The sequence below is a fragment of the Mycobacterium paraffinicum genome (assembly GCF_025822865.1).
Taxonomy (GTDB): domain Bacteria; phylum Actinomycetota; class Actinomycetes; order Mycobacteriales; family Mycobacteriaceae; genus Mycobacterium; species Mycobacterium paraffinicum.
In genome coordinates this window covers 167,587-181,269 of record NZ_JACKUR010000014.1, presented here as the reverse complement: position 1 = coordinate 181,269, position 13,683 = coordinate 167,587, and the positions used below count along the sequence as shown (strand labels likewise).

Here is a 13,683-nt window from a genome sequence, read left to right as displayed (position 1 = left end):
GTCTTCGGCCATTCGGCCGCGCCGGTTATAGCATTTCGTCGGCTGCTGGCGACGAATCGTGCGGGGTCCCCGCAAGAGCGCTTGCCATCGCCGCCGTGAGATCACACGTCGCGCTCGGCGGAGAGGAGAGCCATGGCCGACGTCATGACGCTCGGCCTGACGACCGCCGAGGCGACCGAGCGGCGGGCGCAGGGCGGTGCCAACAAGCTCCCCGCGGCGAGGCGGCCGTCGATCGCTCGCCGGCTGCTCGGGGAGCTGACGCACTTTTTCGCCCTGCTGCTCTGGGCGGCCGCAGTGCTCGCCTTCCTAGCGAAGCTGCCCCAACTCAGCGTCGCCATCATCGCGGTCATCGTGCTGAACGGGGTCTTCTCCTTGATCCAACAAGCGCGGGCAGACCGGGCCGCCGACCGGCTCCAAGAGATGTTGCCGACGCGGGTCACGGTCTTGCGTGACGGCGCTCGGCGGGTGATCGAGGCCGAGGACGTAGTCGTCGACGACGTGCTGTTACTCGAAAGCGGCGACCGCGTTCCCGCCGACGCCGTGGTGCTCAGCCAGAACCGGTTGCTCGTCGACTCCTCCATGCTCACCGGCGAGAGCGAGGCCGGCGCAGTCGCAGCAAGCGAACCCCTGTTCGCGGGCACTTTTGTGGTGGAAGGAGATTCGCGTGCCCTGGTCACCGCGATCGGCCAACAGACCCGCCTGGCCGGCATCACCCGACTGACAACCTCCACCAGGAAACCGGACACGCCACTCACCCGCGGTTTGCGTGGCGTCGTCCGCCTCATCGCAGCGATCGCAATCGGCGTGGGTGTGCTGTTCCTGCTCGTCTCTGTGCTCGTGGGCAACCCGATCCAGCAGGCCTTCGTGTTCGCGATCGGAGTCACGGTCGCCCTGGTCCCGGAGGCGCTGCTGCCCACCGTGACGTTGTCTCTCGCCTGGGGCTCGGAGCAGATGGCGAAGCGGCAGATCCTGGTCCGCAACCTCGAGGCCGTCGAGACGCTCGGGTCCACGACGTTCATCTGCACCGACAAGACGGGGACCCTCACTCGCAACCAGATGACGGTGGTCGAAGCCTGGTCGCCGGCCGGCTCGTTGGCCATCGACGGCGCCGGCTACGGGCCCACAGCGCAGCTCAAGTGGTCCTCACCAATCGCGGAGGAGTCCATTCGCCGGCTCGCCCTGGCCGGGGAACGCTGCTCCACCGGATACGCCGAAGAAGTCGACGGGCAGTGGCGGGCCCACGGCGACCCGATGGAAGCTGCCCTCGATACCTTCGCCAGACGACTGGGCATCGACACCGTCGAGGACCGTCGTACCGCCCACGCCGAGCTGCGGTTCCCCTTCGATCCCCGACTGCGGCGCATGGCGGTCGCGCTGGCCGACGAGATCGTCGTCAAGGGGGCGCCGGACGCCGTGCTTCCGCTCTGCGGCGACGACCCGGCGGCGCATCAAGCCGTGGACACCCTGACCGCCCGGGGGCTTCGAGTACTCGCCGTCGCCGCGTGCCCGAGGAACGGTCGAACACCCCGGGACCAGCAGGAATGCGATCAGGGGTTGCGCCTGCTCGGCCTGGTGGCGCTCGAGGATCCGCCGCGTGAAGACATCTCCACATCCCTCGACGCGTGCCGCAAGGCAGGGGTGAAGGTGGCGATGGTGACCGGCGATCATCCGGCCACCGCCACGGCCATCGGCAACGAGGTGCGGCTACGGTCCGCCGACTCTGCCGTGCTGTTGGGAGCGGATTTGCCGGAGGACGAGCAGCATCTCGCCGCTGTCCTAGACCACGACGGGGTGGTGATCGCGCGGGTCTCTCCCGAGGACAAACTCCGCATCGCCCGTGCCCTTCGCTCCCGGGGCCACGTGGTGGCGATGACCGGCGACGGAGTCAACGACGCGCCGGCACTGCACGAGTCGGACATCGGTGTGGCGATGGGCCGCTCCGGCACCGACGTCGCACGCGAAGCGGCGGACCTGGTTCTGCTCGACGACTCCTTCGCCGGCATTGTGGCCGGCATCGAGCAAGGGCGCGCCACGTTCGTCAACATCCGCCGGTTCCTGACGTACCACCTGACCGACAACGTTGCCGAGCTGGCACCTTTTCTGGTCTGGGCGCTTTCGGGCGGTCTGTTCCCGCTCGCGCTCGGTGTTCTGCAGATCATCGCGCTCGACATCGGCACCGACACCTTGTCGGCGGTCGCACTCGGCGCCGAGCCGCCCGCGAAGCACCTGCTTGAGGGACCCCCGGTTCACGGCCGGCTAATGAACCGCACGGTGCTGCGCCGGGCCTTCGGGGTGCTGGGGCCGCTCGAGGCCGTCGTCTCGCTCACCGCCTTCGTGGTGTCCCTGATGGCGCTCGGCTGGCGTCCCGCAAACCCGTTCCCGACCGGGCACAACCTGGCAATGGCATCCGGCGCGGCATTCATCACCGTCGTCTTCGCCCAGACCGCGAACGTCTTCGCGTGCCGGTCCTCCTCGCGCTGGCCGGGAGCGTTGGGCTGGGTCACCAACCGGCTCCTGGTGCCCGCGGCGTTCATCGGGCTGGCCTTTTCACTTGTCGAACTGTGGGTGCCACCCATCGCACGGTTGCTCGGTCAATGGAATCCACCCCTGTGGGGCTGGGCCGTCGCCCTGGCCGCGGTGCCGATCCTGTTGGGCGTCGACGCGCTGGACAAGTATCGGCGGGTGCATCGCCGACGCCCGCGAGCGTCCTCGAAAGCCCGCCCAGGACGGGCTCGGACGCCACTTCATCCCTGATCTACGCCAAGAGCCAAAACCCTTTCGGCCCTTCGATATCACCTCCACGCAAGCCCATTGAGCGCCCGTTCGTCGGCACCGAACGTCTCACGCCCGTGAAGTACGCCGCCGCCGGGCGGCGCGGGCTTTCAGGGCATCACACGGGTGCGGGCTGCCCGGGCGCTTGCCGCGCGGCCTGATCCTTGAGCTTGGGAATCAAGTCCGGCGCGTAAACATAGATCGCCGACTCGACCTCCCACTCGGCCTGGGCCTGGTTCATCGGCGTGGTACGGGTGATCATGTTCACCAGCTCCTGGGCCTCGCCGAACGGATTGGGATTGGCCCGGACCTGGCTGGCGAACCAGCGACCCTCGGCGGCCTCGCTGCAGTCATTGAAATCGGCGTTGTGCACCATCTTGTTCTGCGCCAGCAGCTTGATGTACTGGTCGTCAGCCGGGCTCATGTTGCACGACGCCGAGGCGTGCGGCGCTGCGAGCACAGCACCACCGAACATTGCGGCCCCCACAACGCCGGCGGCCCCCACCGCCAGCACCTGCGCGCGCGATCGTGTAATCGTCACTTCTCCAGACCCCCTCATCGTGGAAATTTGCTACTTTCCCTTTCGCGCTAACGTTCGGGTACCACCGTCGACGAGCGCGACAAACGGCCGGCTCGTCAAACAATGAATGAACAGCGGTTAGCCAAAACACCAGTGCGCGTTGAGTATCCGAAAGGCAGGTGACACTCGAGCGATCAACGACCGCCATAAGTCGGCAATCGTGCACTCGCCGGCACTCAGCCGTGCCGGCGCGGTACTTGAGTTAGCTGGTCGAGCCGAGTCGTTACGCCGTCGGCCAGTTTGCGTGCGCGGCTTGGTCCTTGATCTTGGGGATCATGTCTGGCGCATAAACGTAGATCGCCGACTCGACCTCCCACTCGGCCTGCGCCTGGTTCATCGAGGTCGTGTTCGTGATCATGTTGACCAGCTCCTGCGCCTCCCCGAATGGATTGGGGTGGTTCCGTACCTGGTCGGCGAACCACCGCCCCTCGGCGGCCTCGGTGCAATCGCTGAAATCGGCGTTGTGCACCATCTTGTTCTGCGCGAGCAGCTGAATGTACTGGTCGTCCTTGGGACTCAAGTTGCAGGACGCCGAAGCTTGCGGTGCTGACAGCACCGCGCCGCCGAGCATCGAGGCCCCCAGCGCGACGCCGGCAGCCCAGACCGATGACACTCGCATGCGTGAGCGTGCACGGGTGGTTGTCATCTCCGGTCCTCCCTCTGCGTGGGAGCGGTGTTGCTCTCCGACGCGAACTAAGCCATGGTGGTAACTGCTAACCGAGATAGCGATTCGGGGCCACGGTTAGCAATCACGCGGTCGATGTTCGTCAACTCAGGCGGCGCTGCCATCCGAGATCACCGTCACGTGTCAGTTTCGGTGCCGAGATATGAATTTAGCCAGAATCGTCCCCCGAGGGACGAACTCTTGTTTGCGTGGTCGTGTACGGATGGTTAACATTTCCTACTTCGTGCCGGGGCCGGGAGCCTTTCGCCCATCGATCGCAGCCCCGCAGTCACGCGGAGTCGGCCAGGGCGGCGTCGCGCTTGACCAGCAGCTACACGCCTTGCACGGAGCGGTCAGAGGCCACTCGGGCCGTACCGCGATAGTCAGTTGAAGACGGTCTTGCCGTCGGCTCCGAGCAGGTATCGCTCGGTACCCTGCTCCACCCTGGGCGCGTCGGCGCCCAACGCGACTGCAACTTTGTTGCTTGCATTCCGCATGATGTCAAAGGTGAGCTCGACGGCCTCGGCATCGGAGAACCGGGAGCGCACCTCGGCGACATCGTCGGCGGCGAGGTGCGCAGGGGTCCAAATTAACGCATCGGCGTAGCGCAGGGCCGCTTTCGCGCGGTCATCGAGCAGCGCCGACGACTCGAAGCGATCGATCTCGTCGTAGAGCGTCTCCGAACCGCCGGCATCGAGTGCCGTGCCCTCGCGCAGCGACTTGCACAAGCGGCAATTGTGCTGACCCGCCCCGCGCAGCCGGACCAGCTCGGAGGTGACCGGGTCCAGCGCACGCATCCGGGCCACCGCGGGCAAGAAGTCGTTGAACACCGGCCCCGACGGGTCGGTGGTGCTATCCCACTCGATGGTGCCGTCGACCCAGCCCAAGTACTCCGATCCGACGCCGAGCGCTTCCAGCCCGGCCCGCACCCGCGGCACGAAGTCGGCGATATACATTCCGACCACCACGCCGAAGGCTCTGTCGCCCAGGTGCTTGATCAACCGGGACCGCTGCCCGTCGGTGATCGCGGAGACGTCGGCGCTGAACTGCTCGGCGAACTCGGCGGCGACGGCGTCGGCCTCCGACTCGGGCGCGCCGACCTCGACGGGACTGGGCAGTGGCGGCAGCGACAGCGTCTGGGCGCACATCCGCCGGACCAGGGCCGCAATGCGCGCGTCCGCCGGCGAGCCCGGAGCCAGAGCCACCAACCGCGTCAGCTGATCTTCTTGGACCGAAACCGGAGCCGCCATTCGTCACACGCTAGAACGCGGCCGGCCTAGCGGCAATCGCCTATTGCGCCTGGCTCACCGACGACATATAGAAATCCGGTATCCGCAGCGACGGCATCGCCGCGCGGGTGGCCCAGTCCGCCCACTCCCGGGGCAGGGTCTTCTCGCTCGCCCCGGCCTCGGTGACCCGCCGCAGCAGGTCCAGCGGGCTCTCGTTGAACCGGAAGTTGTTGACGGCGGCGGTCACCTCGCCATCTTCAATGAGGTAAACACCGTCGCGGGTCAACCCGGTGAGCAGCAGCGTGGTGGGGTCGACCTCGCGGATGTACCACAGCGTGGTCAGCAGCAGGCCGCGCTCGGTGGCCGCGATCATGTCGGCAAGCTCGGCCGAGCCGCCGGTCATCACCAGGTTGTCGGCGGCCACCGCGACGGGGGCATCGAATTTGGTCGCCGTCGCGCGCGGGTACGCCAGCGCGTTGATCACCCCGTTGCGGATCCAGTCCACTTGGCCGATCTCCATGCCGTTGTCGAACACCGACGCCGTCTCCGACGAGCTGCTCACCGCGACGAACGGCGTGCATGCCAGCCCCGGCGCCATCGGATCGGAGAACAGCGTCAGCGGCAATTCGGTGAGCCGCTCCCCCACCCGCGTCCCGCCGCCGGGCGCCGAGAACGCGGTGCGGCCCTCCCTAGCGCCTCGGCCGGCCATCGACCAGGCGAGGTAAAGCATCATGTCGGCCACCGTGGACGGCGGCATGATCGTCTCGTAGCGCCCCGCGGGCAGTTCCACGCGGCGCTCGGCCCAGCCGAGCCGCATCGACAGCTCATCGAGCATCGAATCCATTGGCACGTCGACGAAGTCGGGCGTGCCGATACCGGCCCAGGCGCTCGCGTCGCGACGCTTGCCATTGATCTCCACCGCCCCGGCGGGCTGGGTGTAGCGCCGGCGTACTCCGGTCGACGATGCCAGGAACGTCGTCGAAACGCTGTGGTGCGCAAAGCCATACAGCCGGTCGGCGCCGCGAAACCCGCGACTCAGGGAGTCGGCGACCTCGGCGAACACCAACGGCCCGGTGCCGGGCACCGGCGCGTCCCAATCGACCGGCACCCCGGTATCGGTCAACAGCGGCGCGGCGTCACCGGCCTCGGGCGCCGAGCGGGCCGCCTCCTCTGACGCCGCCACCAGCTCCGGGATCGCCCGCGGATCCACCTCGGCGGAGACCATCGTGCCGATCCGCGCGCTGGACCCCGCGCGGACGACGGAGATCACTGTGATGCTGCGGTTGACCGAAACACCGTTGGTGGTCATCGAATTGCCCGCCCAGCGCAACGTCGCCTCGACCTTGTCGGTCACGAGCACCATCGTCTCGCTCGCGCCGCCGAGCTTGGCGGCCTCCTCCAAAACCAGGTTGACGACATGCTGCGGGGTGATCATCGGCCGCCCTCGGTCCGGGTGTTGAGCACGTTGACGCCGCGGAACAAGGCCGACGGGCAGCCGTGGCTGACCGGGGCGATCTGGCCGGGCTGCGCCTTGCCGCAGTTGAACGCGCCGCCCAACCGCCAGGTCGACGGGCCGCCCACGGCTTCCATGGAATTCCAGAAATCGGTCGTGGTGGCCTGGTAGGCGACGTCTCGCAATTGACCGTCCAGCCGACCGTCGCGGATGCGGAAGAACCGCTGGCCGGTGAACTGAAAGTTGTAGCGCTGCATGTCGATTGACCATGACTTGTCGCCAATGATGTAGATGCCGTCCTCGACGCGGCCGATCAGGTCGGCGGTGCTGACGTCCTCGCGCGCCGGCTGCAGCGACACATTGGCCATCCGCTGAATCGGCACATGATGCGGCGAGTCGGCGTACGAGCACCCGTTGGACCGCGGCTGCCCCAGACGCGGAGCGAACACCCGGTCGAGCTGATAGCCGACGAACATCCCGTCGCGCACCAGATCCCAGCTCTGCGCCGCCACGCCCTCGTCGTCGTAACCGATGGTGGCCAACCCGTGCTGGACGGTGCGATCGGCGGTCACGTTCATCACCGGGGAGCCGTACCGCATGGTGCCGAGCTTGTCCGGCGTGGCGAAAGACGTTCCCGCGTAGGCGGCCTCGTAGCCGATGGCGCGGTCGTATTCCGTTGCGTGCCCGATGGATTCGTGAATGGTCAACCACAGGTTGGAGGGATCGATCACCAGGTCGGTGCGCCCCGCCGTCACGCTGGGCGCCTTGACCTTTTCGGCCAGCAGCGACGGCAACTGCGCCAGCTCGTCGGTCCAGTTCCACACCTCGTCGCCGGCGAGCACTTCCCAGCCGCGCCCCGTCGGCGGGGCCAGCGTGCGCATCGAGTCGAAACTGCCCGCCTCGGGGTCCACGGTCACCGCCTCCAGCGACGGCTGCACCCGTACCCGCTGCTGGGTGATCGACGATCCGAAGGTATCGGCGTAGAACGTCTGCTCCTTGACGGCGGTAAGCACGGCCGACACGTGGTCGACGCCGTCGGCGCTGAGCAGCCGGCCGGAGTATTCCTCCAGCACGCCGATCTTGTCGGCCGCCGGGACGCTGAACGGGTCGATCCGGTAATCGGAAACCCAGGTGGCGTCGGCGTACACCGGCTCGGGCGCCAACTCGACGCGCTCGCTGTTCAGCGTCGCCAGGGTGGTGGCCACCTGCACGGCGCGACGCGCCGTCTCGGCCGCGACCGCGGGCGCCAGCTCGGCGTGCGAGGCGAATCCCCAGGTGCCATCGACGATCACCCGCACCGCCAGACCGACCTCGCGATTGACGACCGCCGTCTCCAGCTCGCCGTCGCGCAGCTGGATGATCTCGGTCACGATGCGGTGAACCCGCAGGTCGGCGTAACTGGCGCCGGCCGTGCCGGCCGACGAGAGCGCAGCCTCGGCCAACTGATGGCGCGGCAGGTTCAGGAAGTCGGCATCGATCCCCCCGTTTGGTGTCACGGATCCACCGTAACGGCCGTTCACCCCAAACCCCGGCCCCGCCCGCTTTAATTACCCCATGGCCAGCGGCGCCCTGAGGACACAGCCTCGCTCCACCGCGCTGGGCTATGCCCTGCTGGCGCCCAGCTTGTTCGGCGTCGTGGCCTTCTTGCTGCTGCCCATCCTCGTGGTGATTTGGCTGAGCCTCTACCGCTGGGACCTGCTGGGTCCGCTGCACTATGTGGGCGTGGCCAACTGGCGGTCGGTGCTCACGGATCGCAACTTCGCCAACTCGCTGATCGTCACGGCTCTCTTCGTGGCGATCGTGGTGCCGGCGCAGACGGTGCTGGGCCTGCTGGCCGCGTCCATGCTGGCCCGCCGGCTTCCCGGCACCGGCCTGTTCCGCACCCTCTACGTGCTGCCGTGGATCTGCGCGCCGCTGGCGATCGCCGTGCTGTGGCGCTGGATCTTGGCCCCGACCGACGGGGCCGTCAGCACCGTACTGGGACACAGCATCGAATGGCTCTCGGATCCCAGCTTCGCCCTGCCGCTCGTGTCGGCCGTCGTTGTGTGGACCAACGTCGGATACGTCTCCCTGTCGTTCCTGGCGGGCCTGCTGGCGATCCCCGACGACATTCACGCCGCCGCGCGCACCGACGGCGCCACCGCATGGCAAAGGTTCTGGCGCATCACCCTGCCCATGCTGCGGCCGACCACATTCTTCGTGCTGGTGACCGGAATCGTCAGCACGGCACAGGTTTTCGACATGGTCTACGCGCTGACCGACGGCGGACCGGCGGGCAGCACCGATCTGGTGGCCTACCGCATCTACGCCGAGGCTTTCGGCGCGGCGGCCATCGGGCGCGCGTCGGTGATGGCGGTGGTGCTGTTCGTCATCCTGATCGGTGCCACGATGGTGCAGCACCTCTACTTCCGGCGGCGGATCAGCTATGACCTCACTTAGCCGGCTCGCCATCTACGGCGGGCTCATCCTCGGCGCGCTGATCACGTTGGTCCCCTTTCTACTTGGTTTGTTGACCTCGTTCACCTCGGCACACCAGTTCGCCACCGGGACGCCGCTGCAGCTGCCACGGCCATTCACCCTGTCCAACTACGCCGACCTCGGTGGCGCCGGATTCGGCCGCGCGGCGGCGGTGACGGCCTTGATGACCGCCGTGATCCTGGTGGGCCAGTTGACCTTTTCGGTGCTGGCCGCATATGCGTTCGCCCGCTTGCATTTTCCGGGGCGCGACGCTCTGTTCTGGGTCTACATCGCGACGTTGATGGTGCCGGGCACGGTCACCGTGGTGCCGTTGTATCTGATGATGGCCCAGCTCGGCCTGCGCAACACGTTCTGGGCGCTGGTGCTGCCCTTCATGTTCGGCTCGCCGTACGCGATCTTCCTGCTGCGCGAGCACTTTCGGATCATCCCGAACGACTTGGTCAACGCCGCTCACCTGGACGGGGCCAACACATTGGACGTGATCGTGCATGTGGTGATTCCGTCCAGCCGGCCGGTGTTGGCCGCCTTGACGCTGATCACCGTGGTCTCGCAGTGGAATAACTTCATGTGGCCGTTGGTGATCACCAGTGGCCACAAGTGGCGGGTGCTCACGGTGGCGACGGCCGATCTGCAGTCGCGGTTCAACTCTCAGTGGACGTTGGTCATGGCGGCGACGACGGTCGCGATCGTCCCGCTGATCGCGCTGTTCGTCGTCTTCCAGCGCCACATCGTCGCATCGATCGTCGTCTCGGGGCTCAAGTGAGCCGTTCACACACCGAGATTGCCGTGACGGCTGCGATTCCGGGCGATCCACAACCACCACGGCAATCTCGGTGCGCAGTATGAGCCGCCCCCGCTTTTCAACGGTGATGGCCGGGGCGCTCGCGCTGATCGCGGTGCTCTTGGCTGCGACCGCGGTGCTGCTGGACTACTCGGGCCAGCCCCCCGGCGGCAAAGTCGTCGTGACGGTGCGGGTCTGGGCCGAGCAGATCGCCGCGGCCTATCGGCAGTCGTTCGAGGCCTTCAATCGTGCGCATCCCGATATCGCGGTGCACACCAGTGTGGTCGCGTATTCCACGTACTTCGACACGCTGCGCACCGATATCGCCGGTGGCAGTGCCGACGATATCTTCTGGCTCTCCAACGCCTATCTGGCCCCCTATGCCGACAGCGGCCGGCTGATGAAGATCGACCGGGCCGCCCCGGGGTGGGATTCGGCGGTCGTCGACCAGTTCACCCGCGGGGACACGCTGTGGGGTGTGCCGCAGCTGACCGATGCCGGGATCGCGCTGTACTACAACGCGGACCTGCTCGCGGCGGCCGGCGTCGAGCCCGCCCAGCTGAGCGGGTTGCGGTGGAGCGCCGCTGACGGGGACACGCTGCGGCCCATGCTCGCCCGGCTCACCCTGGACGCCGACGGACGCCCCGGAAACGCGGCCGGTTTCGACGCCGGACGGGTCCGGCAGTGGGGCTACAACGCCGCCAACGACCCGCAGGGTATCTACCTCAACTACATCGGCTCTGCCGGTGGTGTTTTCCAGCGCGGCGACACGTTCGCGTTCGACAATCCCGGTGCCGCGCAGGCTTTCCGCTATCTGGTCGGCCTGATCAATGACGACCACGTCGCGCCGCCCGCGTCCGACACCAACGACAACGGCGACTTCTCCCGCAACCAGTTCCTGGCAGGCAGGATGGCGCTGTTCCAGTCCGGCACCTACAACCTGGCGCCGGTGGCCCGTGATGCCCGCTTCCACTGGGGTGTGACGATGATGCCGGTGGGCCCGGTCGGCCGGGTGAGCGTCACGAACGGCATTGCGGCCGCGGGCAATGCCGCGACGAAACATCCCGACGCGGTGCGTCAGGTCCTGGCCTGGATGGGCAGCAAGGAGGGCAACGAGTTCCTGGGGCGCGAGGGCGCGGCGATCCCGGCGGTGCTGGCGGCTCAGCCGGTTTACTTCCATTACTGGTCCGCGAGGGGCGTCGACGTCACACCCTTCTTCGCCGTGCTCACCGGCCCGCGCATCGCGGCCCCCGGCGGCGCCGGCTTCGCCGCCGGTAATGACGCCCTGCGGCCCTATTTCGACGAGATGTTCTTGGGCCGCGGCGATGTCGCGGCAACCCTGAAGCGGGCGCAAGCGGCCGCGAACGCCGCGGCGCAGCGCTAGCCCGGCAGCACCAGCACCGGCACGGGGCTCTCCCGGATGATCTTGGCGCTGCGGGAACCCAGGAAGACCCGCCGGATGTCGCCGCGCGGCCGCGTGCCCAATGCCAGGATCTCGCCCTCCTGCCAATCCGCCTCCGCCAGCGCATCTTTCCAGCTGCGGCCGGTAACCACCTGCAGCGCAACGTCTTCGCTGACGATCCCGTTCGTCTTCAGCTCCTCGAGGATGCCGCGCGCTTGCGACGCCCAGGCCTGCAATACCTCATCCTCGACCTCGAGCCCGACCTCCGGCGGATACATCGTCTTGCCGCGAACCGCAAACGTGATCACCCGCACCGGCACACCGAATCGCTTACCGAACTCGAAGCAGCGTCTCACCACGTCGATCGCATCGGGAGTGGCCGAGTAGGCACAGGTGAGGCGGGTCAACTTGCCTTGATGCGCATGGTAATTACGCGGGCTGATGGCCACCGGAACGGGCGACGCGTGCAGCAGCCAGTCGGCGGTGGAGCCGATCAGCACTTGGCCGCGCCCGCCGCTGGGCAACGAGCCCAGCACCAGCACATCGGCGTCAATCTCGTGGATGACCTCGAGGAGTCCCCCCGACACCGAGCCGTGCGCGCGGTGCAGGTACGTGACCTCGATGCCGTCGGCCACCGGGTCCAGAACGCGGCCGGCCTCCTTCGCCGACTCGTCGGCCATGGCGTCGGCCCACAGCTCGTATTCGGCGTCGACGCGGGCGAGCGACGGCGTCAGCCACGGTTTGGCCACGACCGTCACCACGGTGAGCGAGGTGCCGCGGGTCCGCGCGATGCGCACGCCCAGGTACAAACCCGAGAGCCCCACCTTGCCGGCGCGGTAACCGACGACGACGGTCACAGCGCGTCCCGCTCGAGCGCTTCGCTGTTGAGCGCGCTGTGATGGCGGCCCCACAGGAAGTAGAAGGCTAACGCGAGCGCGACCCAGCCGCTGAAAGCGATCCAGGTGTACCAGTGCAAACTGGCGAGGATGTACCCGCAGGCCAGCACCGAAAGGACGGGCGTGACGGGATAACCGGGAACCTTGAAGCCCCGCGGCAAGTCGGGCTCACGCACTCGCAAGATGATCACTCCTGCGGATACCACGACGAACGCGGTGAGCGTCCCGATGGACACCATGTCCGCCAACTTTTCCAAAGGTATGAAGGCCGCCAGCGCGGAGGCCGCGATGGCCACGATCACCGTGTTGCCCACGGGCGTCATGGTGTTCGTATTCACGCGCGCGAAGCGCGTTGGCAGCAGCCCATCGCGTCCCATCGCGAACAGGATGCGGGTCTGCCCGTACATGCTGACCAGGGTGACGGAGAAGATCGAGATGACAGCGCCCGCGGCCAGAATCGTGCTGGCCCAGCTGCCACGGGTGACGTTGTCGAGGATGGTGGCCAGGCCGGCCTCCTGCTGCCCGGCGAAGTCCTGCCAGGGCTGAGTGCCCAGTGCGGCGAGGGCGACCAACACGTAGACGCTGGTGACCGTCACCAGCGCCGCAATCAGCGCGCGCGGCATGGTCTTCTGCGGATTCTTCACCTCGTCTCCGGCGGTCGACACGGCGTCAAGGCCGATATAGGAGAAGAAGATGGTGCCGGCGGCGGAGCCGATGCCGGCAGCGCCGAATGGCGCGAAGCCGCGGAGATGGCTCGCGTCGAAGGCGGTGAACGCGACGATCGCGAAGATGACCAGAACCCCCAGCTTGATCAGCACCATGATCGTGTTGACCCTGGCTGACTCGCTGGCGCCGCGGATGAGCAGCAGTGCGCACATCCCGATCAAGATGATCGCCGGGAGGTTCAACCAGCCGGGCCGCGCATCCCACGGCGCGGCCGACAAGACATGCGGCAACTGGAAACCGAAGACATTGCTGAGCAGCTTGTTGAGATACCCGCTCCAGTTCACCGCGACCGCGGCGGTTGACACCCCGTATTCGAGCAGCAGGCAGGCCGCCACCCCCATCGCGACGACCTCACCCAGAGTTGTGTACGCATAGGAATAGGAAGACCCGGAAACGGGTACCGCGGAAGCCAATTCGGCGTAGCAGATGGCCGCGAGTCCGGCCGCGAGTCCGGCGATGAGGAACGACAGAATCACTCCGGGGCCGGCTTCCGGCACGGCTTGAGACATGACGAAGAAGATGCCCGTCCCGACCGTCGATCCCACCCCGAACATGGTCAGCTGAAAGGTGCCGATGGTCCGCTTGAGGTGGTCCGCGGCCCCTTCGGCAACGGGCGTGCCGACGACCGGGCGGCGCCGCAGCATCTGCTCTGTCAGGCTGATCGACGTGGGTGGCAATGCCCCTCCTTGCTCGATCAGCTGA

General features: G+C 67.3%; 11 protein-coding genes. 4 read left to right on the top strand and 7 right to left on the bottom strand.

Annotation, left to right across the window (positions count from 1 at the left end):
* Positions 1-132 precede the first annotated feature (132 nt).
* Positions 133-2,754 carry a cation-translocating P-type ATPase gene (locus H7J89_RS04400; protein ID WP_264036812.1) on the top strand — a complete coding sequence of 874 codons (2,622 nt, stop codon included), beginning with the start codon at positions 133-135 and terminating at the stop codon, positions 2,752-2,754.
* 136 nt (positions 2,755-2,890) lie between these two features.
* Here H7J89_RS04400 and H7J89_RS04395 read toward each other — a convergent pair whose 3' ends face one another.
* The 5 genes from H7J89_RS04395 to H7J89_RS04375 all read right to left on the bottom strand — a co-directional run bounded on the left by H7J89_RS04395 (position 2,891) and on the right by H7J89_RS04375 (position 8,194).
* Positions 2,891-3,331, bottom strand: a complete 441-nt coding sequence (locus tag H7J89_RS04395; RefSeq protein WP_264036811.1) for a hypothetical protein — start codon at positions 3,329-3,331, stop codon at positions 2,891-2,893.
* Positions 3,332-3,575: 244 nt separating this feature from the next.
* Positions 3,576-3,998 (bottom strand): hypothetical protein, encoded by a 423-nt coding sequence (locus H7J89_RS04390; protein WP_264036810.1) that lies wholly within the window; start codon positions 3,996-3,998, stop codon positions 3,576-3,578.
* Positions 3,999-4,399: 401 nt separating this feature from the next.
* Complete coding sequence (locus H7J89_RS04385) at positions 4,400-5,266, bottom strand: carboxymuconolactone decarboxylase family protein (RefSeq protein WP_264036808.1); 867 nt, start codon at positions 5,264-5,266, stop codon at positions 4,400-4,402.
* Positions 5,267-5,306: 40 nt separating this feature from the next.
* A complete protein-coding gene (locus H7J89_RS04380; protein ID WP_264036806.1) occupies positions 5,307-6,680 on the bottom strand; it encodes a TldD/PmbA family protein in 1,374 nt (457 codons plus the stop codon).
* Positions 6,677-8,194 carry a TldD/PmbA family protein gene (locus H7J89_RS04375; RefSeq protein WP_264036804.1) on the bottom strand — a complete coding sequence of 506 codons (1,518 nt, stop codon included), beginning with the start codon at positions 8,192-8,194 and terminating at the stop codon, positions 6,677-6,679. The genes H7J89_RS04380 and H7J89_RS04375 overlap by 4 nt, the downstream gene beginning before the upstream one ends.
* 73 nt (positions 8,195-8,267) lie before the next feature.
* Here H7J89_RS04375 and H7J89_RS04370 point away from each other — a divergent pair, with 73 nt between their 5' ends.
* The 3 genes from H7J89_RS04370 (at position 8,268) to H7J89_RS04360 (ending at position 11,341) form a co-directional block, all read left to right on the top strand.
* Positions 8,268-9,137 (top strand): carbohydrate ABC transporter permease, encoded by an 870-nt coding sequence (locus H7J89_RS04370; RefSeq protein ID WP_264037104.1) that lies wholly within the window; start codon positions 8,268-8,270, stop codon positions 9,135-9,137.
* Positions 9,124-9,939, top strand: a complete 816-nt coding sequence (locus H7J89_RS04365) for a carbohydrate ABC transporter permease (protein WP_067206794.1) — start codon at positions 9,124-9,126, stop codon at positions 9,937-9,939. Before H7J89_RS04370 ends, H7J89_RS04365 begins: the two co-directional genes overlap by 14 nt.
* 79 nt (positions 9,940-10,018) lie before the next feature.
* Positions 10,019-11,341: an extracellular solute-binding protein gene (locus H7J89_RS04360; protein WP_264036803.1), complete on the top strand. Its 1,323-nt coding sequence runs from the start codon at positions 10,019-10,021 to the stop codon at positions 11,339-11,341.
* Here the strand turns inward: H7J89_RS04360 and H7J89_RS04355 are convergent.
* Together H7J89_RS04355 and H7J89_RS04350 are read right to left on the bottom strand one after the other, a co-directional pair.
* Complete coding sequence (locus H7J89_RS04355; protein WP_264036802.1) at positions 11,338-12,216, bottom strand: universal stress protein; 879 nt, start codon at positions 12,214-12,216, stop codon at positions 11,338-11,340. The genes H7J89_RS04360 and H7J89_RS04355 overlap by 4 nt on opposite strands.
* Positions 12,213-13,658 carry an amino acid permease gene (locus H7J89_RS04350; RefSeq protein ID WP_264036800.1) on the bottom strand — a complete coding sequence of 482 codons (1,446 nt, stop codon included), beginning with the start codon at positions 13,656-13,658 and terminating at the stop codon, positions 12,213-12,215. Before H7J89_RS04350 ends, H7J89_RS04355 begins: the two co-directional genes overlap by 4 nt.
* Between the last annotated feature and the right edge of the window lie 25 nt (positions 13,659-13,683).

What these genes read in the sequence shown, in the direction of transcription:
- H7J89_RS04360 (WP_264036803.1), top strand. Translation starts at nt 10,019, where the DNA reads ATGAGCCGCCCCCGCTTTTCAACGGTGATGGCCGGGGCGCTCGCGCTG.
- H7J89_RS04380 (WP_264036806.1), bottom strand. Translation starts at nt 6,680, where the DNA reads ATGATCACCCCGCAGCATGTCGTCAACCTGGTTTTGGAGGAGGCCGCC.
- H7J89_RS04385 (WP_264036808.1), bottom strand. Translation starts at nt 5,266, where the DNA reads ATGGCGGCTCCGGTTTCGGTCCAAGAAGATCAGCTGACGCGGTTGGTG.
- H7J89_RS04395 (WP_264036811.1), bottom strand. Translation starts at nt 3,331, where the DNA reads ATGAGGGGGTCTGGAGAAGTGACGATTACACGATCGCGCGCGCAGGTG.
- H7J89_RS04400 (WP_264036812.1), top strand. Translation starts at nt 133, where the DNA reads ATGGCCGACGTCATGACGCTCGGCCTGACGACCGCCGAGGCGACCGAG.
- H7J89_RS04365 (WP_067206794.1), top strand. Translation starts at nt 9,124, where the DNA reads ATGACCTCACTTAGCCGGCTCGCCATCTACGGCGGGCTCATCCTCGGC.
- H7J89_RS04390 (WP_264036810.1), bottom strand. Translation starts at nt 3,998, where the DNA reads ATGACAACCACCCGTGCACGCTCACGCATGCGAGTGTCATCGGTCTGG.